Below are 21,352 nucleotides of genomic sequence, written 5' to 3' on the forward strand. Positions count from 1 at the left end.
GCTGATCGATGCGGCGCGCCGGTTGAAGTACCGGTGACTTGCGTGGCAAGACGAGACAAGTTGGATTCTCGTGTGTGATACACACAACTCAAAATTACTGCTTCTTCCAAGATTGGTTGCGCTGCGAAGCAACGCAACAACCCCCTTTGCCTGATGACCATAGCGAGTCGGTCCCACCCCTTCCCATCCCGAACAGGACCGTGAAACGACTCTACGCCGATGATAGTGCGGATTCCCGTGTGAAAGTAGGTAATCGTCAGGCTCCCCTAAGCCAAGAACCCCCGCCCAACAAGGCGGGGGTTTTTGCATTTCGGCATCCCAAAAGGCCGGCGGCGAAGCATTACCGAGGCTACCTACGCCGAGTCCCGCTGCGACGTAATGAATAGCAGTGCAGACCGGTCAATCCTGCGCTCCGTTGTTCTCGGGTAGCGGCCGTTGTACCGTCCTGAATCTCCCAGCACCTCCCAACTGTACCATCCGTCTTCAGGATCGATTCTGGCCAATATTGCACATTCGGCGACGATGTTGCGATGGCTGATGATGAGCGATGTTGATCGACAATGATCGATGAATACTGCCTACTGACGAAAATCCCTGCATCTGCCCGTCCTTCGAGGCGCCGTGTCATACGCACCACTCGGCGATCGCAGCACGACATCATCATAAAAATCTATGCGCATAAAGTTCATTCGCGCGACATGCCCGGCAGAGCGGGAAGCAAGCCCTTCGGGGTAATATCATCGCTCGTCCCGATTCCCCGGTGCTTGCCTGCATCCGCCGGCGGTCGGCGCTTTTTGCATTCCGTCTTCTGCATCGTTCATGACTGACAGCCCCGCTCAAAGTGGTCGGACGACCGACTTCTTGCCGTATCTCGTCGCCGCGACCTTCTTCATGGAGTACCTCGACACGACGGTGATCGCGACCGCGCTGCCGCAAATGGCCCGCTCCTTCGGCGTCGGACCGAACGCACTGAGCCTCGGGATGACGGCCTACATGCTGGCGCTGGCGGTATTCATCCCGATCAGCGGCTGGATCGCGGATCGCTATGGTTCACGCACCGTCTTTGCGAGTGCGATCGTCGTCTTTACCGGCGCGTCGGTGCTGTGCGGGCTGTCCGAAGGGGTGATGTCGTTTACGGCTGCCCGGCTGCTGCAGGGTGTCGGCGGGGCGATGATGGTGCCGGTCGGGCGGATGATCGTCGTGCGCAGTACCGAGAAGGCGAGGCTGATGCGCGCGATCGCGACGATCACGTGGCCGGGGATCGTCGCGCCGGTCGTCGGGCCGCCGATCGGCGGCTTCATCACGACCTATGCATCGTGGAGATGGATCTTCCTGTTGAATGTCCCGTTCGGCCTTGCCGCGCTCGTTTGTACCTGGCTGATCGTCCGGAATACGCGGGCCGACGAGCAACGGCCGCTCGACTGGGTCGGCTTCGTGCTGGCCGGCGGCGCATTGACCTGCCTGTTGATCGGCACCGAAGCGGCTGGCCAGCAGGATGTCGATTTCACGCGCGCGGGTGTCCTGGTGGGCGCGAGCGTGCTGTTCGGCATTGCCGCTTGGCTGCATGCGCGACGCTGCGCGCATCCGCTGCTCGATTTCACGACGCTAACGGTGCCGACGTTCTCGGTGACCGTGATCACCGGCTCGATCACGCGGATAGCGATCAACGCCGTCCCGTACCTGCTGCCACTGTTGTTCCAGATCGGCTTCGGGCTATCGCCGTTTCAGTCCGGCCTGCTGCTGCTCGCGAGCGCGCTCGGCAATCTCGGGATGAAGGCGGGCACGTCGTGGATCCTTGATCGTTACGGCTTCCGGCGCGTTGCGCTCGTCGACGTCACGATCGTCGGCATTTTCACGATCGCATGCGGCTGGCTGACCGCGTCGACGCCGCTGGCGATCACGCTGTTCGTCGTATTCGTCTACGGGCTCACGCGGTCGATGCAGTTCACGACGCTCGCGACACTGGCCTATGCGGATATCCCGCCTCAGCAGACGAGCGCGGCCAGCACGCTGTGGAGCGCCGCGCAGCAGATGACGATCGGGATGGGGATCGCGTTCGGTGCATTGTCGCTGCGGCTCGCGGCATGGGGGCGCGGCGACGCGGCCGGCATGCACTACGTGCTCGACGATTTCCGCTGGGCGTTCGTCGCAGCGGGCGTGCTCGCGCTGCTGACGTTGCCGGGCTATGCACGACTGGCCTCCGATGCCGGCGACCGGCTGCGGGCCAACATGGCGCGAGGATAGGCCGGACTGCCGATCATATCGGCGGGGGCGACAGGTGAGCGCGGATGTTCTGCAGTGCTCACCCTGAAGTGGCCGATTCGTTTCTGCGTGGATCGCTTGACGGTCAGCGCAATCGGTATTCAGTCATTGCGGGCACGCGGCCTTCTCGTCGATCGTGCATTGTCGGAACGCTTTCGGAACGATAGCGTGCGGTGCCGCGGCGACCATGAATGCGATGCGCGACAGGGCGGGACGAGACAGCAGCCGTCCGTCCCGATGCCCGATGCCCGCTATTGCGCGTCATGGAAGATGATGCCGACCGTATGGCGGTGGCCGCTTCGAATCCGGCTCACGCCGTGGCGCAGGTTGACGCGATAGACGCCGCGGGTCCCCTGCACGGGCCGGCCGTGTACCGCGAAGATCACCGCGTCGCCTTGTGTCAGCGGCACCACTTCCGCACGCGACTGCATGCGTGGCCGCTGTTCCGTCAGCACGAATTCCCCGCCACTGAAATCGCGGCCCGGCGCCGACAGCAGGATCGCGACCTGCAGCGGAAACACATGCTCGCCATACAGGTCCTGATGGAGGCAGTTGTAGTCGTCGGCACCGTATTGCAGGATCAGCGGTGTCGGTCGCGTCTGTCCCGCCGCGTGGCAGCGGTCTAGGAACGTCGCATGGTCTTCCGGATAACGGACGTCGCATCCGAGCGCCTGGTTCCAGCGATTCGCGATCGGCGCGAGATGCGGGTAGATCGTCGCGCGCAGCTCGGCGATGACCGCGGGCAGCGGGTATGCGAAATACTTGTACTCGCCGCGGCCAAAGCCGTGCCGCGCCATCACGACGCGTGAACGATAGAGCGCATCGCGCGGATAGAGCGACGCGAGTGCATCGCACTCGCGTGCCGACATCAGGCCCGGCACGCGCGCGCATCCGTAGCGATCGAGCTCGGCATCGACGCTCGGCCAGTCGAGGGTGTCGACGCGCTGCGCGATGTCCTGCGAGTCGACGGCGGGTTGCAGATCGGCAATGTTCACGGGCGTACCTCGGGGCATCGGCGGTGCGGCGTCGTACGGTCGCGCACGGTCGGATTCACGATGAAAGTTGATGAACCCAGTCTAGCTGCGTTCGTGCGCCGGCACGTTCCAGATCTTGCGCTTTAATTTGGGCCGGCAAACGGGGAAGGGGAAGCGTTGAAGGCGCGCCATCGACACACTGAAGGTGGCGACGGGTGGGAGCGGGGAGGCGGCGGAGCGGCGGACGAACTGATGGGCAGCGAAGCGACAGATCTGGTCTGCCGCGGCGGATGGCCGGCACCCGGCGCCACCCGCCGCGTCCGCGATCAGGCCAGCGACCGAAACAACCAGTAAAGCCCGGCCGCCAGCGCGATCGACGCCGGCAGCGTGAGCACCCATGCGAGGACGAGGCTGCGCACCGTGCTCCATTGCAAGCCGGAGCCGTTCGCCGCCATCGTGCCCGCGACACCCGACGACAGCACGTGAGTCGTCGACACGGGCAACCCGTACACGTCGGCGGCGCCGATCGTCAGCATCGCGACGAGTTCGGCCGATGCGCCTTGTCCATACGTCAGATGCTGCTTGCCGATTTTTTCGCCGACGGTCACGACGATGCGCTTCCAGCCGACGATCGTGCCGAGACCCAGCGCGATCGCGACGGCGACCTTCACCCACGTCGGAATGAACTTCGTCGCGTGGTCGAGCTGCGTGCGATAGTTGTCGATCGCGAGCTTGTCGTCGGCCGCGAACGCGGGCTGGCCCGACTTCTCGATCAGGCGAATGGCTTCGGAGACGAGATACATCGTGTTGCGCACGTTGTCGACGTCGCGCTGCGGCACGGCCGCCATCGAGCCCGACGCGCCGACGGCGGTCGCGAGCGACGTGGACAACTGCGCGACGGCCGGCAGTACGGCGGGCGTCAGTTCACGATGCTGCACGTAGTGTTCGACATCGGCGCGCGGGTTCGCGGACGGCGCGATGCCGTTCGTGTACTTCCCGAACGTCGCGGCCGCCTGGTTCGCGACGGCCACGAAGGTCTGCGATTCGGCGGGCGTGACGGCCTTGTTCAGCGCATACGCGGTGGGCACGGTGCCGATCAGGATCAGCATGATGAGGCCCATCCCTTTCTGCCCGTCGTTCGACCCGTGTGCGAACGACACGCCGGTGCAGGTGAGGATCAGCAGGCAGCGAATCCAGAACGGCGGCGGCTGGTCCTTCGGTGGCTCCTTGTACAGCTCGGGAATCCGCACGACGGCCTTCAGCGCGAGTAGCAGCAGCGACGCACACAGGAAACCGACGATCGGCGAGAGCAGCAGCGACTTGCCGACGCCGAGCGCCTGGCCCCAGTCGACGCCGCTCGTGCCGGACGGCCCGTGCATCAGCTGGTTCATCAGCCCGACGCCGATGATCGAGCCGATCAGCGTATGCGAGCTCGAAGACGGCAATCCGAAATACCAGGTCGCGAGGTTCCAGACGATCGCGGCGATCAGCAGCGCGAACACCATCGCGAAGCCCGCGCCGCTGCCGACCTGTAGGATCAGCTCGACCGGCAGCAACTGCAGGATGCCGAAGGCGACGGCACCGCTCGAGACCATCACACCGAGGAAGTTCCACATGCCCGACCAGATCACCGCGACGTTCGGCGTCAGCGAGTGCGTATAGATCACGGTGGCGACCGCATTCGCGGTGTCGTGGAAGCCGTTGACGAATTCGAAGCCGAGCGCGATCAGCAGCGCGGCGCCGAGCAGCAGATACGGGAACAGCGTCCCTTCGCGGACCGGCGCCAGATCGGCGAGCAAGTGCGTGGCGATATAGACGGCGCCGAGCACGAGCACCAGCAGAAATGCGGCATAACCGATCTGCCTGTTGCGTGCGACGGAGCCGGGATGGTGCGGGGAGGACGAAGCGGGTTGATTCATGACGGCATCTCGTGAGGGAACCGCGTCCGATCCTAGCTGCGGCTAGCAGTCAGTTTGATGACAGTCGGGACGACGAACGGTGCGTCTTACGGGATGTAAGGCAAGCGGCGGCATGTGACGCGTCGGGGGGCATCGTCTGCCCACATCGTGAACGAGACAGTGGCCTACGCACCCGTGTCGTGCACGTCGTCTGTCGCGGCCAACGTCCAGCCGCCGGGCGACGCGACGAACGTCGTGCACGACAGCGGCGCGACGTCGAGGCGGGCGGCCGCCTCGCGATCCATCCGCAGCACGTGCGCGATGGCCGCGCGGACGATCGGTGCATGCGTGATCGCGACGACATCGCGATCGCGCGGCAATGCGGCCAGCCATGCGCCGACCCGATGCGCGGCGGCGTCGAACGATTCGCCGCGATGCGGCGACGCGGACGGCGAGCCGATCCACGCGGCAAGTTCGTCGGGCAGGTCGCGCGCGAGATCGTGCAGCCGCTTGCCGCGCCAGTTCCCGTAGTCGACGTCGCGCAGCGCATCGTCGATATCGGCGTGCAGTCCGAGTGCGTCGGCCGTCTGCCGTGCGCAGCGTGCCGGGCTGCACAGCACGAGCGAGCCGGCAACGCCCATCCATCGGCCGCGCAACGCAGCGGCTTCGGCGAGCGCGCGCGCGTCGAGCGGATCGTCGTCGGGAAACGTGCCGGTGCGCATGGCGCGGGTCGATGCGTGCGCGATCAGGCGCAGCGAGGCAGGCAGGGTCATGTCGGTTGTCGGATGATCCGGAACGGGATGCGCTTGCCCATGTGGCATCGCTTCAATACGCGAACGTTCGCGCGTACAATTCGCCCGATACGAAGCGCGGAAGCCGGTGCAATTCCGGCGCGGTCGCGCCACTGTAACCGGAGAATCGATGATCCCGGAAGCCAGACCTGCCTTCGTACCCATCCATCATTTGTCGGGGCGCGATTCCCCTGAGGTGCATCCATGAGCGAAGCAGTGCTGAAGCCGGCGGTCGTGCCGGCGCCCATCCCCGTCCGTGAGCTGTTGCCGTGGGCCGTGTTCGTCGGCCTGATCCTGCTGCTCGCACTCTATTTCGTCGGTGCGGAACAGGGCGCGACGTCGCTCGTGCCGGGCATGGTCGTACACGAATTCGTCCACGACGGCCGCCATCTGCTCGGCTTTCCCTGCCACTGACGCGGAGTAAAAGATGGTCGGAAAGCTGCTCATGCGCGGGATGCTCGCCGGCATCGCCGCGGGCCTCCTCACGTTCGGTTTCGCGAAAATCGTCGGCGAACCGCAAGTCGATCAGGCAATCGCCTTCGAGGAAAAAACCACCGCCGCCCAAGGCGAGGCGCCGGAGCCCGAGCTGGTCAGCCGCCATACGCAGGCCGGCCTCGGGCTGCTGACGGGCGTCGTGACCTACGGCGCGGCATTCGGCGGGCTGTTCTCGCTGGTCTTCGCGTATGCGTACGGGCGCGGCAGCCGCCTGCCGGCGCGCCCGCTTGCCGCGTGGCTCGCGCTGGCGGCGTTCGTCGCGCTCGTGATCGTGCCGAACCTCAAGTACCCGGCCAATCCGCCGTCGGTCGGCGACCCCGACACGATCGGCTATCGCACGGGCCTGTTTTTCCTGATGATCGCGATCTCGGTCGCGACGATGGTGTTCTCGGTCGGCGTGCGCCGTCATTTGCTGGCGAAGCTCGGGCAGTGGAACGCGTCGATCGTCGCCGGGCTCGTGTTCGTCGCGATCATCGCGGCCGTGCAGATCGGGCTGCCGTCGGTCAGCGAGTTGCCGGCCGATTTCCCGGCGGCCTTGCTGTGGAAATTCCGCGTGGCGGCCATCGGCATGCAGGTGATCATGTGGACGACGATCGGCCTGCTGTTCGGTGCATGGGTCGAGCGCGGCGAGCGCACGGGAATGCGCGCCGCCTGACGCGCGGGGCAACCGGGCGCGCCTAGCGCAGCATGCGCGGCGCGCTCCACGTCGATTCGCGTGCCAGCGCGACGAACGCGGCCAGATAGTCGATCGATGCATCCGCTTCACGGATGCCGAGGAAGATCTGCTTCGCGATGCCCTTCTTGCCGAGCTTGACCGGCACGACCGGCATCCGGTCCGCGTACTCGTCCGCGAGCCACCGCGGCAGCGCGGCCACGCCGCGCCCGCTCGCGACCATCTGCAACATGATGTCGGTCGTCTCGATCGACTTGTGCCGCCTCGGCACGATGCCGGCCGGCGTCAGGAACTGGTTGTAGATGTCGAGCCGGTCGGTTTCGACCGGGTACGTGATCAGGATCTCGTCGGTCAGCTGCTCGGGCGTCACGTAGTCGGCATGTGCGAACCGGTGCGAATCCGCGACCACGAGCACCTGTTCGTAGTCGAACACGGGATCGAAACGCAGCCCCGGCTTGTTCAGCGGATCGGGCGTCACCAGCACGTCGATGTCGTAACCGAACAGCGCACCGATGCCGCCGAACTGGAAGCGCTGCTTCACGTCCACGTCGACGTCGGGCCAGCGCGACAGGTACGGCGACACGACCTTCAGCAGCCACTGGTAGCACGGGTGGCACTCCATCCCGATGCGTAGCGTGCCGCGCTCGCCTTTCGCGTACTGCCTCATCCGTTCCTCGGCGAGCTCGAACTGCGGCAGCAGCCGGTTCGCCAGCTTCAGCAGATACTGCCCGCCCTGCGTGAGCCGCAGGCCGCGGCCTTCCCGGTCCCAGATCGGTGTGCCGAGCTGCTGCTCGATTTTCCTGACGGTATGGCTGAGCGCCGACTGCGTGAGGTGCAATGCATTGGCCGCCGCGGTCAGCGAGCCCTGGCGCTCGACTTCACGGATGACGACGAGATGGAATCGTTCCAGCATGGATGGCGCTTATTCCACGAATACATGAAGAATGTTAATGGATGAATGAAATAATGACATTTTATTTCATGGTTTGAAATCCCTATGATGGCTGCCGGATCTTCATTTTTCTCTGGACGGCAGTTTCATGGTCACGACACACAATCTCGGTTTTCCGCGCATCGGCGCGAAGCGCGAACTCAAGTTCGGTCTCGAACGCTACTGGAAGGGCGAATCGTCGCGCGACGAACTGAAGGCGCTCGGCGCCGAGTTGCGGCGGCGCCACTGGCACGACCAGCGTGATCTCGATCTCGCGCCGATCGGCGACTTCGCGTTCTACGACCAGGTGCTCGACATGAGCTTCACGCTCGGCAACCTGCCGAAGCGCGTGCAGGATTTCCACGGCGATGCGCTCGACAACTATTTCCGCGTCGCGCGCGGCCGTTCGGCACAGTCGGCGGAAGAGCATGCGGCGTGCTGCGGCGGTGTCGCAGCCGGCGAAATGACGAAGTGGTTCGACACGAACTACCACTACATCGTGCCGGAGTTCCACGCGGATACGAATTTCTCGCTCGATCCGTCGCGTCTGCTGCAGCAACTGGCCGAAGCGAACGCGCAGGGCGTGCGCGCGAAACCGGTGATTCTCGGCCCCGTCACGTACCTGTGGCTCGGCAAGCCGAAGGACGATTCCGATCGCCTCGCGTTGCTGCCGAAGCTGCTGCCGGTGTACGGCGCGCTGCTCGACACGCTGACCGCGCAGGGCGTCGAATGGGTGCAGATCGACGAGCCGATTCTCGTGACCGAGCTCGATGCCGAATGGCGCCAGGCATTGCGCACCGCGTACGCGGCGCTGGAAACGCGCCGCATCAAGCTGCTGCTCGCCACGTACTTCGGCCAGCTTCAGGACAACCTGACGCTCGCGGCGTCGCTGCCGGTCGACGGCCTGCATATCGACGCGATCAACGCACGCGACGAAGTCGACGCGCTGGTGCGTGAACTGCCGGCCGACCGCGTGCTGTCGGTGGGCGCGATCAATGGCCGCAACATCTGGAAGACCGACCTGAACGCGACGCTCGACTGGCTCGAACCGCTCGCGAAGCAACTGGGCGACCGGCTGTGGCTCGCGCCGTCGTGCTCGCTGCTCCATGTGCCGGTCGATCTCGCGAGCGAGGAGAAGCTCGACGCGGAAATCCGCTCGTGGCTCGCGTTCGCGCTGCAGAAACTCGACGAGTTGAAGGTGCTCGCGACCGCGCTGAACGAAGGCCGCGACAAGGTGGCCGACGCGCTCGCCGCGAATGCCGCCGCGATCGATTCGCGCCGCCGCTCGCCGCGCGTGAACAACCCGGCGGTGAAGGCCGCGATCGCGCGCATCGACGCGCAGCTCGGCAACCGTGCGAGCCCCTATACGCAGCGTGCGTCGAAGCAGTCGGCGCGACTGAACCTGCCGGCGTTTCCGACGACGACGATCGGTTCGTTCCCGCAGACCGCCGAGATCCGCCAGGCGCGCAGCCGGTTCAAGGCCGGCGCGCTGGACGAAGCCGGCTATCGCACGGCGATGCAGGCCGAGATCGAACGCAGCGTGCGCGAACAGGAGTCGCTCGAACTCGACGTGCTCGTGCATGGCGAAGCCGAGCGCAACGACATGGTCGAATACTTCGGCGAGCAACTCGACGGCTACGCGTTCAGCCAGTTCGGCTGGGTGCAGTCGTACGGTTCGCGCTGCGTGAAGCCGCCGATCCTGTTCGGCGACATCAGCCGCCCGAAGGCGATGACGGTCGAGTGGATCGCCTATGCGCAGTCACTGACGGACAAGCCGATGAAGGGCATGCTGACCGGCCCGGTGACGATCCTGAACTGGTCGTTCGTGCGTGACGACCAGCCGCGCTCGGTATCGTGCTACCAGCTTGCGCTGGCGATCCGCGACGAAGTGCTCGATCTCGAGAAGGCGGGCGTGCGCGTGATCCAGATCGACGAAGCGGCGCTGCGCGAAGGTCTGCCGTTGCGCCGCGCGCAATGGAGCGAATACCTGAAGTGGGCCGTCGAGTCGTTCCGCATCGCCGCGAACGGGGTGCAGGACGATACGCAGATCCACACGCACATGTGCTATTCGGAATTCAACGACATCATCGCGTCGATCGCCGACATGGATGCCGACGTGATCACGATCGAGACGTCGCGCTCGGACATGGAGCTGCTCGACGCGTTCGACACGTTCAAGTATCCGAATGAAATCGGGCCGGGCGTGTACGACATCCATTCGCCGAACATTCCGACGCAGGATCACATCGTCGGGTTGATGAAGAAGGCGGCCGAACGGATTCCGGCGGAACGTCTGTGGGTGAACCCGGATTGCGGGCTGAAGACGCGGCAGTGGGCGGAAGTGATTCCGGCGCTGACGAACATGGTCGCCGCCGCGAAGACGCTGCGCAATCAGGTGCAGTGACGCAGCGAACGCGGTGCGGTACCGTCGCGATCTACGATCGGACGAAAAAAACGACCCGCGGCAGCGGGTCGTTTTTTGTCATGCATGCATGTGCACCACGCGTCGAGCGCTACGCGGTGCGCGTGCCGCGCGGCAGCGCGTCGTTCGTCTTGCCGGGCGCACCCGCATCGTCGATGCGGACGCGGCGCGAGATCAGCCACACGCAGAGCGACGACAGCACGGCCGCACTCGTGTACTGGAGCGCGAGCGGCCACCATTGCGGCGCGGCGTGCTGTGCGATGATGGTCGCGACCAGCGGCGTGAGGCCGCCGGCGAGCGCGCCGCACACCTGGTACGCGATCGAGATCGCCGTATAGCGGATCCGCGCGACGAAGATGCCGCTGACGAAGCCCGCGACGACCGAGTAGTAGCCCGATTCCGCGAGCGTCGCGAGTCCGACGCCGATCGTGATCGACACCGGCGTGCCCAGGTGCACGAGCGGCAGCATCACGAACGGGACGATCATCGCCCAGGCGCCGGTGATCAGCAGCACGCGCGTGGTGCCGAAGCGCTGCGCGAGGAACGCGGCCGCGAGCTGCACGACGAACTGCAGCACCGCGACGATCGTCATGCAATGCAGCACCATCGACCGGTCGAGCGACAGGAATTGCGTCGCATAGCTGATCATGAAGATGTTGCTGAAATACACGCCGGCGATCCCGTACACGTTCGCGCCGATCGCGAGCAGCAGCAGCGGCCAGACCTTGAGCGCTTCGCGCAGCGGCTTTTGCGCGATGTTGCCGCTCTTCCTGACTTCCTCGAACTCGGGCGATTCCGACACGCTCGCGCGGATCACGAAGCCGACGATCAGCAGCACGGAACTCGCGAGGAACGGCACGCGCCAGCCCCAGCTCATCATGTCGTCCTTCGACAGCGTGCTGATCGCGCCGAACGCGAGCATCGACAGGATCAGGCCGCTCGCGCTGCCCAACTGCGCGAACGACGCGAAGAACGTGCGCTTGCCCTCGGGTGCATGCTCGCCGGCGAGCAGCACCGCGCCGCCCCATTCGCCGCCGACCGCGATGCCTTGCAGCACGCGCATCAGCACGAGCAGGACCGGTGCGATCACGCCGGCTTGCGCATGGGTCGGCAGCAGGCCGATCGCGACCGTCGACACGGCCATCAGCATCAGCGTCGCGAGCAGCGAGCGCTTGCGGCCGAAGCGGTCGCCGAGATAGCCGAACATCACGCCGCCGAGCGGCCGCGCGAAGAAACCGACCGCGAACGAGCCGAACGATGCGAGCAGGCTGATGAAGCGGTTTTCGCCGGGAAAGAACAGCGGCCCGAACACGATGGCGGCGGCGGTCGCATAACTATAGAAGTCGTACCACTCGATCGTGGTGCCGACGAACGAAGCGAGCGCCGCACGCTTCGGTTGCTTGGCGGAAGTCCCCATCTTGGTGTGTGCTCCTCTGGAATCCTCTGATTTGGAATAGTGGCGGCGCCGGGATCAGTCGCGGTAGGCGACGCCCGGCAGCACGCACAGCAGCTCGTACGCGAGGTTCGCGCCGAGCAGCGCCGTGGTGCCGAACGGGTCGTACGGCGGCGCGACTTCGACGAGATCGCAGCCGACGATGTTCAGCCCCTTCGCGCCGCGGATGATCTCGAGCGCTTGCGGCACCGTGAGGCCCGCGATTTCCGGCGTGCCGGTGCCCGGTGCGTAGGCCGGGTCGATGCCGTCGATGTCGAACGTGATGTAGACGGGCGTGTCGCCGATGCGCGCGCGCACTTCTTCCATCAGCGGCGCGAGCGATTTGTTCCAGCATTCCTCGGCCTGGACGACGCGGAAGCCCTGCTCGCGGCACCAGTCGAAATCCTCGGCCGCGTAGCCGGTGCCGCGCAGGCCGATCTGCGTGACCTTGTCGCCGTGCAGCAGCCCTTCCTCGACCGCGCGGCGGAACGGCGTGCCGTGCGCGATCTTTTCGCCCATCATCGTATCGTTCACGTCGGCGTGTGCATCGACGTGGATCAATGCAACCTTGCCGTGCTTGCGGTGGATCGCGCGCAGGATCGGCAGCGCGATCGTATGATCGCCGCCGAGCGTGATCGGCTTGCAGTCGTGCTCGAGAATCGCGTCGTACGCGGCCTCGATGCGGGCGATCGAATCGTGCAGGTTGTACGGGTTGACCGCGACGTCGCCGATGTCGGCGATCTGCAGCGAATCGAAGGGCGCCGCGCGCGTGGCCATGTTGTACGGACGCAGCAGCACCGATTCGGTGCGGATCTGGCGCGGGCCGAAGCGCGCGCCGGTGCGGTTCGACGTGCCGAGATCGAACGGCACGCCGACGAAACATGCGTCGAGGCCTTCGGCGCTCGCCACGTGCGGCAGGCGCATCATCGTCGCGATGCCGCCGGAGCGCGGCATTTCATTGCCGCCGAGCGGCTGGAAATGGGTGTGGTCGTTCATGGGTTCGTCTCTTCCGGTGTGGGGTTGCCGTATCATGCGACGCGGCCTGGCGCACAGTTTTACGCGCTCCGCCGGCAAAGAAGAATGCGAAGATATCGACGTAAACATCGATCTTCATCGATGTATGGAAGGGGATGAACGTGCTGGGGAATCTGTCGACCCTCGATCTGCGGTTGATCCGCGTGTTTCTCGCGGTCACGGACGCGGGCGGCGTGTCGGCCGCGCAGGCGATACTGAACGTCGGCCAGTCGACGATCAGCGCGCAACTGTCGTCGCTCGAGACGCGGCTCGGCTACCGGCTGTGCGAGCGCGGCCGCAGTGGCTTCCGGCTCACGCCGAAGGGCGAACGGTTCCACGCGATGAGCCGCAAGCTGCTCGCGGCGCTCGACGAATTCGGGATGGCCGCGCGGCACATGGATCGCCAACTGGTCGGCACGCTGAACATTGGCCTGATCGGCCATACGCCGGTGAGCCAGAACGCGCGGATCGCCGAGGCGATCGCCGCGTTCCGCACGCGCGACGAGGCCGTGCGCTTCTCGATCTCGGTGCGCGCGCCCGGGGATCTCGAGGAAAAGCTGCTGAGCAACGAGATCCAGATCGCGGTCGGCTATTTCTGGCATCGCGTGCCGACGCTGCACTACACGCCGCTGTTCATCGAGCGGCAGGTCGCGTACTGCGGCCGCGGCCATCCGCTCTTCGACGGCGCCGGCACGCTGACGCCGGCCGACGTCGCCGGCTTCGAGTGGGCGTGGCGCTCGTATCCGCTGCCGGAAGCGCAGATGTCGACGACGCCCGATCGCGTGACCGCGACCGCCGACAACATGGAGGCCGTCGCGCTGCTGATCCTGTCAGGCCATCACCTCGGCTACCTGCCGCAGCACTTCGCGGCGCCCTATGTCGCGCAAGGCCTGCTCGCGCCGCTCAATCCGGATCGACTGCACTACGAGGTCACGTTCCACATGGTCGTGGCGCGCGACGGACGCGGCGATCCGTTGGTCGAAGCGTTTCTCGAGGATCTCGAGCGCGCGCATCAGGCGCCCGACGTGGTGTGACGCCGGCGCGGCCGACCGGGTGAACGCGCGTTGCGCCCGGGCGGCTTGTCGGACAGCCATGCATCACGGTACCGGCAACCCCGCATCGTGCTTCACCTCGCGCAGCGACAGCGCCGATTCGATCGACGTCACACCCGGCAGCATCCGCAGCGAATCGCGCAGGAACGTGCCGTAATCGTCGAGATCGCGCGCGACCACCTGCAACAGGTAGTCGGCGGTGCCCGCGACGTTGTGGCAGGCCAGGATCCGCTCGATGCCGAGCACTTCCCGTTCGAACCGGTCGGCGACCTTGCGGTCGTGCGTCGCGAACCGCACGAGCACGAACGCGACCACGCCGAAACCGAGCGCCTGGCGCGACAGTTGCGCGCGGTAGCGCTCGATGTAGCCGTCGTTTTCCAGACGTTTGAGGCGCCGCGCGCAAGGCGTCTCGGACAGGCCGACGGATTCGGCGAGCCGCGCGATCGGCAGGCGGCCGTCGCGCTGCACCGCGGCGAGGATCGCGCGGTCGGTTTTGTCGAGATCGATCATGTTGGCGGAATCCTTGTCGTGACAGCGCCATTATGGCGGATTCCGCTACGACTCGCCATTCCTGAGCCGCAAATGGCCAATAATCCCTCTGCCTTCGGCGGCAACATATCGTCATTGAAGGACGAGGGGCAGACCATGATTTCCACGCATTTGCTGTTGATTTATCTCGCCGCGCTGGCGGCCATTTACGCGGTGCCGGGGCCCGACATGGCGCTCGTGCTGCAAACCAGCATCGGCCGCGGCGTGCGGCCGGGGATGGCGGCGGCCGCCGGCCTGTCGCTCGCCCGCACCGTGCACGTGACGCTGTCGGCATGCGGCGTCGCGGCGCTGATCCGCAGCGCGCCGTGGCTGTACGAGGTGATCCGCTACGGCGGCGCGCTCTATCTCGCGTATGTCGCGATCCAGGTGTTCCGCTCGCCCGTGTTCGCGCTTGGCGACGGCGACGCGGCGGCGGGCGAACTGCGGCAGTCGTTCGTGAAGGGATTGCTCACCAATCTGCTGAACCCGAAGGCGCTGTTGTTCTGCTCGGTGCTGTTGCCGCAGTTCGTGCGGCCCGAGGTCGGGCCGGTCGTCTGGCAGATGTTCGAGCTCGGTGCGCTGCTGGTGGCGGCCGGCGTGTGCTTCGACCTCGCGTGCGTGTTCGGCGCATCGCGCATCGCGGCGTGGATGCGTGCGCATCCGCTCGCGCAGACGGTGCAGCGCTGGACCTTCTCCGCGGCGTTGATCGGTTTCGCGCTGCGTTTGTCGATGGACTGAGCGTTGCGCCGACATGGCCGCCGGCCGGGCGATCGGCCGCGCGGGCGGGCCATGCACGAATCGATTCAGGCCGCGCGCGACGCCGGCCTTCGCGCAAACGCTTGCCGTAGAAGGGCGTGCGCGCAAATCGTCTGACTGTTCTAAACTTCCTCTGACTTCGCGTGATCGCGAACGCGCCGTCGCGAATCGACTGACCGAACGGAACCGTCGTCCGCAGGCTATGTCCGATTTCCTGGCTGTTCCGTGCAACGCGGTACCAAGGAGGGTCTGAACATGGCAAGGCATCTTCAAGCCGACCGTGAACCCCGCATCGTCGCCGAGTCCAAGTGTCTCGGCCAGTGCGATCCGGCAGAACGCATCCACGTCACGATCATGTTGCGGCGGCAGGAAGAAGGGCAACTCGATGCATTGGTCCACCAGCTCGCCACCGGCGACGCCCGCGCCAAACCGGTGTCGCGCGACGCATTCGCGCAGCGTTTCTCCGCCAATCCCGACGACATCCGCAAGACCGAGGAATTCGCGCATCGTCATCAACTGACGGTCGATCGCGTCGACCCGGTCGAAAGCGTCGTCGTGGTGTCCGGCACGATCGCGCAGTTCGAAGCCGCGTTCAGCGTGAAGCTCGAGCGTTTCGAGCATCGGTCGATCGGCCAGTATCGCGGCCGCTCGGGCCCGATCGCGCTGCCCGACGAGCTCGGCGACGCGGTAACCGCCGTGCTCGGCCTCGACAGCCGCCCGCAGGCGCGGCCGCATTTTCGCTTCCGTCCGCCGTTCAAGCCTGCGCGCGGCGGAGCGGCCGTCACGTTCACGCCGATCCAGCTTGCGTCGCTGTACGACTTTCCGGCCGGCGACGGCGCCGGGCAATGCATCGCGATCATCGAACTCGGTGGCGGCTATCGCGCGGACGACATCCAGCAGTATTTCCGCGGGCTCGGGATCACGACGCCGCCGACGCTCGTCGACGTGAACGTCGGCACCGGCCGCAATGCGCCGACCGGCGAGCCGAACGGCCCGGACGGCGAAGTCGCGCTCGACATCGAAATCGCCGGCGCGATCGCACCGGCCGCGAAGATCGCGGTCTACTTCGCGCCGAACAGCGACGCGGGCTTCATCCAGGCCGTCAACGCGGCCGTCACCGACAAGACCCACCGGCCTTCCGTGATCTCGATCAGCTGGGGCGGCCCGGAAGCGATCTGGCAGGCGCAGTCGGCACACGCGTTCAACCGCGTGCTGCAGGCGGCCGCCGCGCAGGGCATCACCGTATGCGCGGCGTCGGGCGACAGCGGCTCGGGCGACGGGCTGCAGGATGGCGCCGATCACGTCGATTTCCCGGCGTCGAGCCCGTACGTGCTCGGCTGCGGCGGCACGCAGCTCGATGCGCTGCCGGGGCAGGGCATCCGCAGCGAGGTCACGTGGAACGACGAGGCGTCGGGCGGCGGCGCGGGCGGCGGCGGCGTCAGTTCGCTGTTCGACCTGCCGGCGTGGCAGCAGGGGCTGAAGGTCGCACGCGCCGACGGCACCGCCATGCCGCTCGCCAAGCGCGGTGTGCCGGACGTGGCCGGCGATGCGTCGCCGCAGACGGGCTACGAAGTGTCGGTCGCCGGCACGCCCGCGGTGATGGGCGGCACGAGCGCGGTCGCACCGCTGTGGGCCGCGCTGATCGCGCGGATCAATGCGGCGGCCGGCGCATCGGCCGGCTGGATCAATCCGGTGCTGTACAAGCATCCGGACGCGTTGCGCGACATCACGAAAGGCTCGAATGGCACCTATGCGGCCGCGGCCGGCTGGGACGCGTGCACGGGGCTCGGCAGCCCCGACGGCGCGAAACTGGCGGCGCTCCTCGCGCGCAAGCCGTCGAGCTGACGCGCCGGTATCTGCCTTTTCTTTCGACGCGGGTGATCTGCCCGCGTCTTTTTTCACCTCCAGGAGCAGCACGATGGACATCGATTCCGCATCTTCCGGCGGCGTGTATCCGCTGCATCACGGCGACCACAATTCGCACGGCGTGCCGCCGACCATCAACCCGGTCGCGCTGAGCCGCGGCCGCGACCAGCCGTTCTTCGATCCGGTCGCGTACGGCAACGGCCCCGACGACTCGGTGACCGACACGACCGAAGCGGCCGCGATCACGCACCACACGATCCTGATCGACGGCAGGCGCATCGCGTACACGGCGACGGTCGGCCACCTCGTGACCGTCGATCCCAGCAGTTCGCAGCCGGCCGCGAAAATCTTCTACGTCGCGTTCACGGCGGACGGCGCGAAGGAAGAAACGCGGCCCGTGACGTTCTTCTATAACGGCGGGCCCGGCTCGTCGTCGGTGTTCGTGCTGCTCGGCTCGTTCGCGCCGAAGCGCATCAAGACGTCGATGCCGGGGTTCACGCCGCCCGCGCCGTACCAGATCGAAGACAACCCGGACAGCATGATCGACCACAGCGACCTGGTGTTCATCAATCCGGTCGGCACCGGCTATTCGGCGGCCGTCGCGCCGAACAAGAATCGCGACTTCTGGGGCGTCGACCAGGATGCGGATTCGCTGAAGCAGTTCATCAAGCGCTACCTGACGAAGAACAACCGCTGGAATTCGCCAAAATACCTGTTCGGCGAATCGTACGGCACCGCGCGCAGCTGCGTGCTCGCGTACAAGCTGCACGAGGACGGCGTGGACCTGAACGGCGTCACGCTGCAATCGTCGATCCTCGATTACCGGCAGGCCGGCAACCCGGTCGGCACGCTGCCGACCGCCGCGGCCGACGCGTGGTATCACAAGAAGCTCGGCATCAAGCCGGCGCCGAGCGATCTCGGCGCGTTCGTCGAGGAAGTCGCGCAGTTCGCGCGCACCGACTACCTGAGCGCGCTGCGCGCGGCGCCGCATGCGGACCCGGCCACCGTGCGGAAACTGTCGGAATACTCGGGCATCGACACGGCGACGCTGCAATCGTGGGGTCTCGACATCGCGGGCTACGACGCGCGCGGCAATTCGCTGTTCCTGACGACGCTGCTGCATGCGCAGGGGCTCGCGCTCGGTTCGTACGACGGCCGCGTGACCGGGATCTCGTCGGGCATCGCCGGCAAGATCGACCCGAATTCGGGTGGCAACGACCCGACGATGACGGCCGTGACGGGCGTCTATACGGCGATGTGGAACAGCTACCTGAACGAGCAGTTGAAGTTCACGTCGAACTCGGCGTTCACGGACCTGAACGATCAGGCTTTCAAGAACTGGGATTTCAGCCACATCGACCCGACCGGCGCGCAGCAGGGCATCGATGCACAGGGCAACGTGATTCTCTACACGGCCGGCGACCTCGCCGCGGTGATGGCGCTGAACGTGGACCTGAAGGTGCTGTCGGCGAACGGATTCTACGATTTCGTCACGCCTTTCTACCAGACCGTGATCGATCTGCAGCAGATGCCGCTGGAGGACCAGAAGGTGCGGCAGAACCTGTCCGCGCGGTTCTATCCGTCGGGGCACATGGTGTACCTCGACGCCGGGTCGCGCACCGCGCTCAAGCGCGATCTCGCAACGATGTACGACGCGACGGTCAGCGATACGGGCGCGCGGATGCGCATTCGTGCGCTGCAGGCGAAGAAGACGGGCGGGCGCGCGTAGCGTGGCCCGTCGCCGGTCGGCCGCGCGCAGCCGTGACGGTGCGCGCGGCGGTATGTCGGTGGCGCGGCGGCCGGCTTATGCGGTGGCCGGCCAGTCGAACATCGTGTATGGCAGTGCGCGCTTGTGGCGCGAGCCGTCGTAGAAGCGCAGCACCGTTTCATACACGCGATCGGCAACCGGCTTGCCTTCGAGGAAATCGTCGATCTCGTCGTAGGTCACGCCATACGCGTGCTCGTCGGGCCGCAGCGGGCGCAGCTCCTCGAGGTCGGCCGTCGGCACCTTCATCACGATCAGCTCGTCGCCGCCGAGCGCGCGCGCGACCGCGCGCACGCGACGCTTGCTCAGGCCCGCGAGCGGCAGGATGTCCGCGCCGCCGTCGCCGAACTTCGTGAAGAAACCCATCAGCGATTCGGCCGCGTGATCCGTGCCGATCACGATGCCGCGCCGCGCGCCGGCTACCGCGTACTGCGCGATCATGCGCTCGCGCGCCTTGATGTTGCCGTGCACGAAATCCTGCTGCGCGGGCGTGTCGAACGCATGGCCGGATGCGACCAGCGAACGGAGCATCGCATCGGCGGCCGGCTTCACGTCGACCGTCAGCACCTCGTCCGCGCGCACGAACGCCAGCGCGCGCTGCGCATCCTCTTCGTCGTTCTGCACGCCGTTCGGCAGGCGCATCGCGATGAAGCGTGCATCGTAGCCGTCGGCGCGCAGGCGCTCGACCGCCAGTTGCGCGAGACGTCCGGCCGTCGACGAATCGACGCCGCCGCTGATGCCAAGCACGTAGGTCCGCAGGCCGGTCGAACGAAGGTACTGCGCGAGGAAATCGACGCGCCGGGCGATTTCGGCTTCGGCGTCGAAGTGCGGGGCGACGTTCAGTTCGGCAATGATCGCGCGTTGGCGGCTGGCGTAATCGGCGGAGGTCATGAGGGAAATTCCGGAACGAATTGCAAGGCGCCCATCATAAGCGCAATCGCGGCGCGCCGCCGCGCCGGGCCTGCGTTTCCGGCGGTTTCGCGTTGCTTCGGCGAGACGCGGCGCATCGCCATGGTGCGCGGTGCGCCAGGCAGGTGCGGGATGTGGCGCGAACGGCCTCCGGGCAGGGCGACGGCCGGCGTCAGCGCCGCGCGAGCACGACGCCCACCAGCGCGAGTGCGAAGCCGGCGAGCTGGATCGTCGCGAGCGTTTCGCCGAACAGCCCGTAACCCTGCAGCGCGGCCAGCGGCGGCGCGAGAAACATCAGCGACGTCGCGCGAGCGGCGTTGCCGCGCCGCAGCATCCACATCAGCATCGTGACCGCGCCGCCGGACAGGAACACGACGCCCCATACGAGCGACACCCACAGCGCCGGCGCGCCGATCCAGCGGGTTTCATGGAGCAGCACGACGAAGGCGGCCGCGACGACCGCCGCGCCGAAGTTCTGCACGGCGACGGCCGTGCGCAGGTCGCTCTGCGCGAGCTTGCCTTTCTGGTACAGCGAGCCGGCGGTGATCGCCCCGACCGAGAGAACCGACACGGTGACGACGAGCCACGCAGGCGCCGCGCCCGGCGGCGGCGCGACGCCGCCCGTGACCTTCGGCGCGAGCACGAGCGCGACGCCGGCCAGCCCGAGCGCCATCCCGAGCCAGCCGCGCGCGGGCAGGCGTTCGTTGAACAGCGGGACCGCGAGCACGGCGGTGGCGAGCGGCTGCAGCGCGCCGAGCAGCGCCATCACGCCCGCGTTCAATCCTTGCGCGACGGCCCAGTAGCTCGCGCCGAGATAGACGCCTTGCAGCAGCGCGCCGGCGATCAGGTGGCGCGGCCATTCGCGGCGGGCCGGCCACGGCGCGCGTGCGACGAGCGCCACCACGCCGAACAGCGCGGCCGTGCCCGCGAAGCGCGCCAACAGGAACAGGTTCGGATCGGCGTAGGGCTTGATCGCCCGTGCAACGATGAAGCCGGTGGACCAGAGCGCGACGAAAACGGCGGCGACGATCGAGTTGAGCATGCGTGACGGGCCGCGACGCGGCCGGACAGAACCGGAAAGTCGGCCAGTATCGGGCGAAGCCGTGCGGGTGTCTTGTCGAATCCTGCACTCACGCCGGGCGGTGCGTGACGGTGCGGGCGATCATCGCGCGCCGGGTGGGCGATGCGTACCGCCCCGTGCGGGCGGATACGACGCGGCGGCGATCAGTCGATCGAGAACGTATCGAGCGGCTGGTTGGCGCGCGCGTCGGTCGCGAAGCGCGCGGCGAGCTGTTCGTAGAGCCGGCGCGCTTCGTCGAGCGTCAGGTCGATCCAGTACGGGTCGCCCGCCGCGTCGTTGAGGCGTTCGGGCGGAAACTGGATTTCGATCACACTGCCTTTGCGATACATGGCGCGAGCCCCCTGGTTGGTCGGTCTTGGTCGGTCGTTCGGCGAAACGCCAAGTGTAGCAACCGGCGCCGCGCCGATTCGCGCGCGCCCGGCAATACTGAATTTCGCTTTCGGGCGACGCGCGCGGCCGCCGCCCGGCCGCATTCCCCGGCGCGGTCAAATGGTCGTCAAACG

18 protein-coding genes, 1 rRNA gene and 1 riboswitch are annotated in these 21,352 nt (G+C 66.6%); of the genes, 9 read left to right on the forward strand and 10 right to left on the reverse strand.

Annotation, left to right across the window (positions count from 1 at the left end; all coding sequences use genetic code 11):
* The first annotated feature begins 149 nt into the window (after window positions 1-149).
* Together rrf and WS64_RS27600 are read left to right on the forward strand one after the other, a co-directional pair.
* Window positions 150-262: ribosomal RNA gene (gene rrf, locus WS64_RS27595) — 5S ribosomal RNA — on the forward strand.
* A gap of 557 nt (window positions 263-819) precedes the next feature.
* Window positions 820-2,244, forward strand: coding sequence for an MFS transporter (locus WS64_RS27600; RefSeq protein WP_060968319.1), 1,425 nt, complete (start codon window positions 820-822; stop codon window positions 2,242-2,244).
* A 269-nt stretch (window positions 2,245-2,513) separates the two neighbouring features.
* Here WS64_RS27600 and WS64_RS27605 read toward each other — a convergent pair whose 3' ends face one another.
* The 3 genes from WS64_RS27605 to WS64_RS27615 all read right to left on the reverse strand — a co-directional run bounded on the left by WS64_RS27605 (window position 2,514) and on the right by WS64_RS27615 (window position 5,907).
* Window positions 2,514-3,275: a 2OG-Fe(II) oxygenase gene (locus tag WS64_RS27605; protein ID WP_081103940.1), complete on the reverse strand. Its 762-nt coding sequence runs from the start codon at window positions 3,273-3,275 to the stop codon at window positions 2,514-2,516.
* A gap of 287 nt (window positions 3,276-3,562) precedes the next feature.
* Window positions 3,563-5,155 carry an inorganic phosphate transporter gene (locus tag WS64_RS27610; RefSeq protein ID WP_060968321.1) on the reverse strand — a complete coding sequence of 531 codons (1,593 nt, stop codon included), beginning with the start codon at window positions 5,153-5,155 and terminating at the stop codon, window positions 3,563-3,565.
* A gap of 164 nt (window positions 5,156-5,319) precedes the next feature.
* Window positions 5,320-5,907 (reverse strand): histidine phosphatase family protein, encoded by a 588-nt coding sequence (locus WS64_RS27615; protein ID WP_060968322.1) that lies wholly within the window; start codon window positions 5,905-5,907, stop codon window positions 5,320-5,322.
* 50 nt (window positions 5,908-5,957) lie between these two features.
* Window positions 5,958-6,096, forward strand: a riboswitch (cobalamin riboswitch).
* 33 nt (window positions 6,097-6,129) lie between these two features.
* On the opposite strand from WS64_RS27615, the gene WS64_RS27620 reads away from it, so the two are divergent.
* Both WS64_RS27620 and WS64_RS27625 read left to right on the forward strand, forming a co-directional pair.
* Window positions 6,130-6,339: a CbtB domain-containing protein gene (locus WS64_RS27620; protein ID WP_034175140.1), complete on the forward strand. Its 210-nt coding sequence runs from the start codon at window positions 6,130-6,132 to the stop codon at window positions 6,337-6,339.
* A 13-nt stretch (window positions 6,340-6,352) separates the two neighbouring features.
* Entirely contained in the window at window positions 6,353-7,075 is a 723-nt protein-coding gene (locus WS64_RS27625; protein ID WP_060968323.1) for a CbtA family protein, read from the forward strand.
* 22 nt (window positions 7,076-7,097) lie between these two features.
* On the opposite strand, the gene WS64_RS27630 is transcribed toward WS64_RS27625, so the two are convergent.
* Window positions 7,098-8,006 (reverse strand): LysR family transcriptional regulator, encoded by a 909-nt coding sequence (locus WS64_RS27630; protein ID WP_059643514.1) that lies wholly within the window; start codon window positions 8,004-8,006, stop codon window positions 7,098-7,100.
* Window positions 8,007-8,133: 127 nt separating this feature from the next.
* Here WS64_RS27630 and metE point away from each other — a divergent pair, with 127 nt between their 5' ends.
* A complete protein-coding gene (metE, locus tag WS64_RS27635; protein WP_060968324.1) occupies window positions 8,134-10,428 on the forward strand; it encodes a 5-methyltetrahydropteroyltriglutamate--homocysteine S-methyltransferase in 2,295 nt (764 codons plus the stop codon).
* Between the two features lie 109 nt (window positions 10,429-10,537).
* Here the strand turns inward: metE and WS64_RS27640 are convergent, their stop codons facing one another.
* Window positions 10,538-11,863: an MFS transporter gene (locus WS64_RS27640; protein WP_060968325.1), complete on the reverse strand. Its 1,326-nt coding sequence runs from the start codon at window positions 11,861-11,863 to the stop codon at window positions 10,538-10,540.
* Window positions 11,864-11,917: 54 nt separating this feature from the next.
* Window positions 11,918-12,874: an agmatinase gene (speB, locus tag WS64_RS27645; protein WP_059643522.1), complete on the reverse strand. Its 957-nt coding sequence runs from the start codon at window positions 12,872-12,874 to the stop codon at window positions 11,918-11,920.
* Between the two features lie 134 nt (window positions 12,875-13,008).
* On the opposite strand from speB, the gene WS64_RS27650 reads away from it, so the two are divergent.
* Window positions 13,009-13,926 carry a LysR family transcriptional regulator gene (locus WS64_RS27650; protein ID WP_196755110.1) on the forward strand — a complete coding sequence of 306 codons (918 nt, stop codon included), beginning with the start codon at window positions 13,009-13,011 and terminating at the stop codon, window positions 13,924-13,926.
* Window positions 13,927-13,989: 63 nt separating this feature from the next.
* On the opposite strand, the gene WS64_RS27655 is transcribed toward WS64_RS27650, so the two are convergent.
* Complete coding sequence (locus WS64_RS27655) at window positions 13,990-14,454, reverse strand: Lrp/AsnC family transcriptional regulator (protein WP_006488501.1); 465 nt, start codon at window positions 14,452-14,454, stop codon at window positions 13,990-13,992.
* Between the two features lie 135 nt (window positions 14,455-14,589).
* On the opposite strand from WS64_RS27655, the gene WS64_RS27660 reads away from it, so the two are divergent.
* From WS64_RS27660 to WS64_RS27670, 3 genes are all read left to right on the forward strand, one after another.
* On the forward strand, window positions 14,590-15,210 hold the full coding sequence (locus WS64_RS27660; RefSeq protein WP_060968326.1) for a LysE family translocator: 621 nt from the start codon (window positions 14,590-14,592) through the stop codon (window positions 15,208-15,210).
* 273 nt (window positions 15,211-15,483) lie between these two features.
* Window positions 15,484-17,073, forward strand: a complete 1,590-nt coding sequence (locus tag WS64_RS27665) for a S53 family peptidase (protein WP_060968327.1) — start codon at window positions 15,484-15,486, stop codon at window positions 17,071-17,073.
* Between the two features lie 73 nt (window positions 17,074-17,146).
* Entirely contained in the window at window positions 17,147-18,823 is a 1,677-nt protein-coding gene (locus WS64_RS27670) for a S10 family peptidase (protein ID WP_060968328.1), read from the forward strand.
* Between the two features lie 75 nt (window positions 18,824-18,898).
* Here WS64_RS27670 and nadE read toward each other — a convergent pair whose 3' ends face one another.
* The 3 genes from nadE to WS64_RS27685 all read right to left on the reverse strand — a co-directional run bounded on the left by nadE (window position 18,899) and on the right by WS64_RS27685 (window position 21,178).
* Entirely contained in the window at window positions 18,899-19,750 is an 852-nt protein-coding gene (gene nadE / locus WS64_RS27675; protein WP_059575561.1) for an ammonia-dependent NAD(+) synthetase, read from the reverse strand.
* A 190-nt stretch (window positions 19,751-19,940) separates the two neighbouring features.
* Complete coding sequence (locus WS64_RS27680) at window positions 19,941-20,810, reverse strand: DMT family transporter (RefSeq protein ID WP_060968329.1); 870 nt, start codon at window positions 20,808-20,810, stop codon at window positions 19,941-19,943.
* A 182-nt stretch (window positions 20,811-20,992) separates the two neighbouring features.
* On the reverse strand, window positions 20,993-21,178 hold the full coding sequence (locus WS64_RS27685; protein WP_006480515.1) for a hypothetical protein: 186 nt from the start codon (window positions 21,176-21,178) through the stop codon (window positions 20,993-20,995).
* Window positions 21,179-21,352: the final 174 nt, after the last annotated feature.

This window comes from Burkholderia anthina (assembly GCF_001547525.1).
In the GTDB taxonomy this organism is placed as follows: Bacteria; Pseudomonadota; Gammaproteobacteria; order Burkholderiales; family Burkholderiaceae; genus Burkholderia; species Burkholderia semiarida.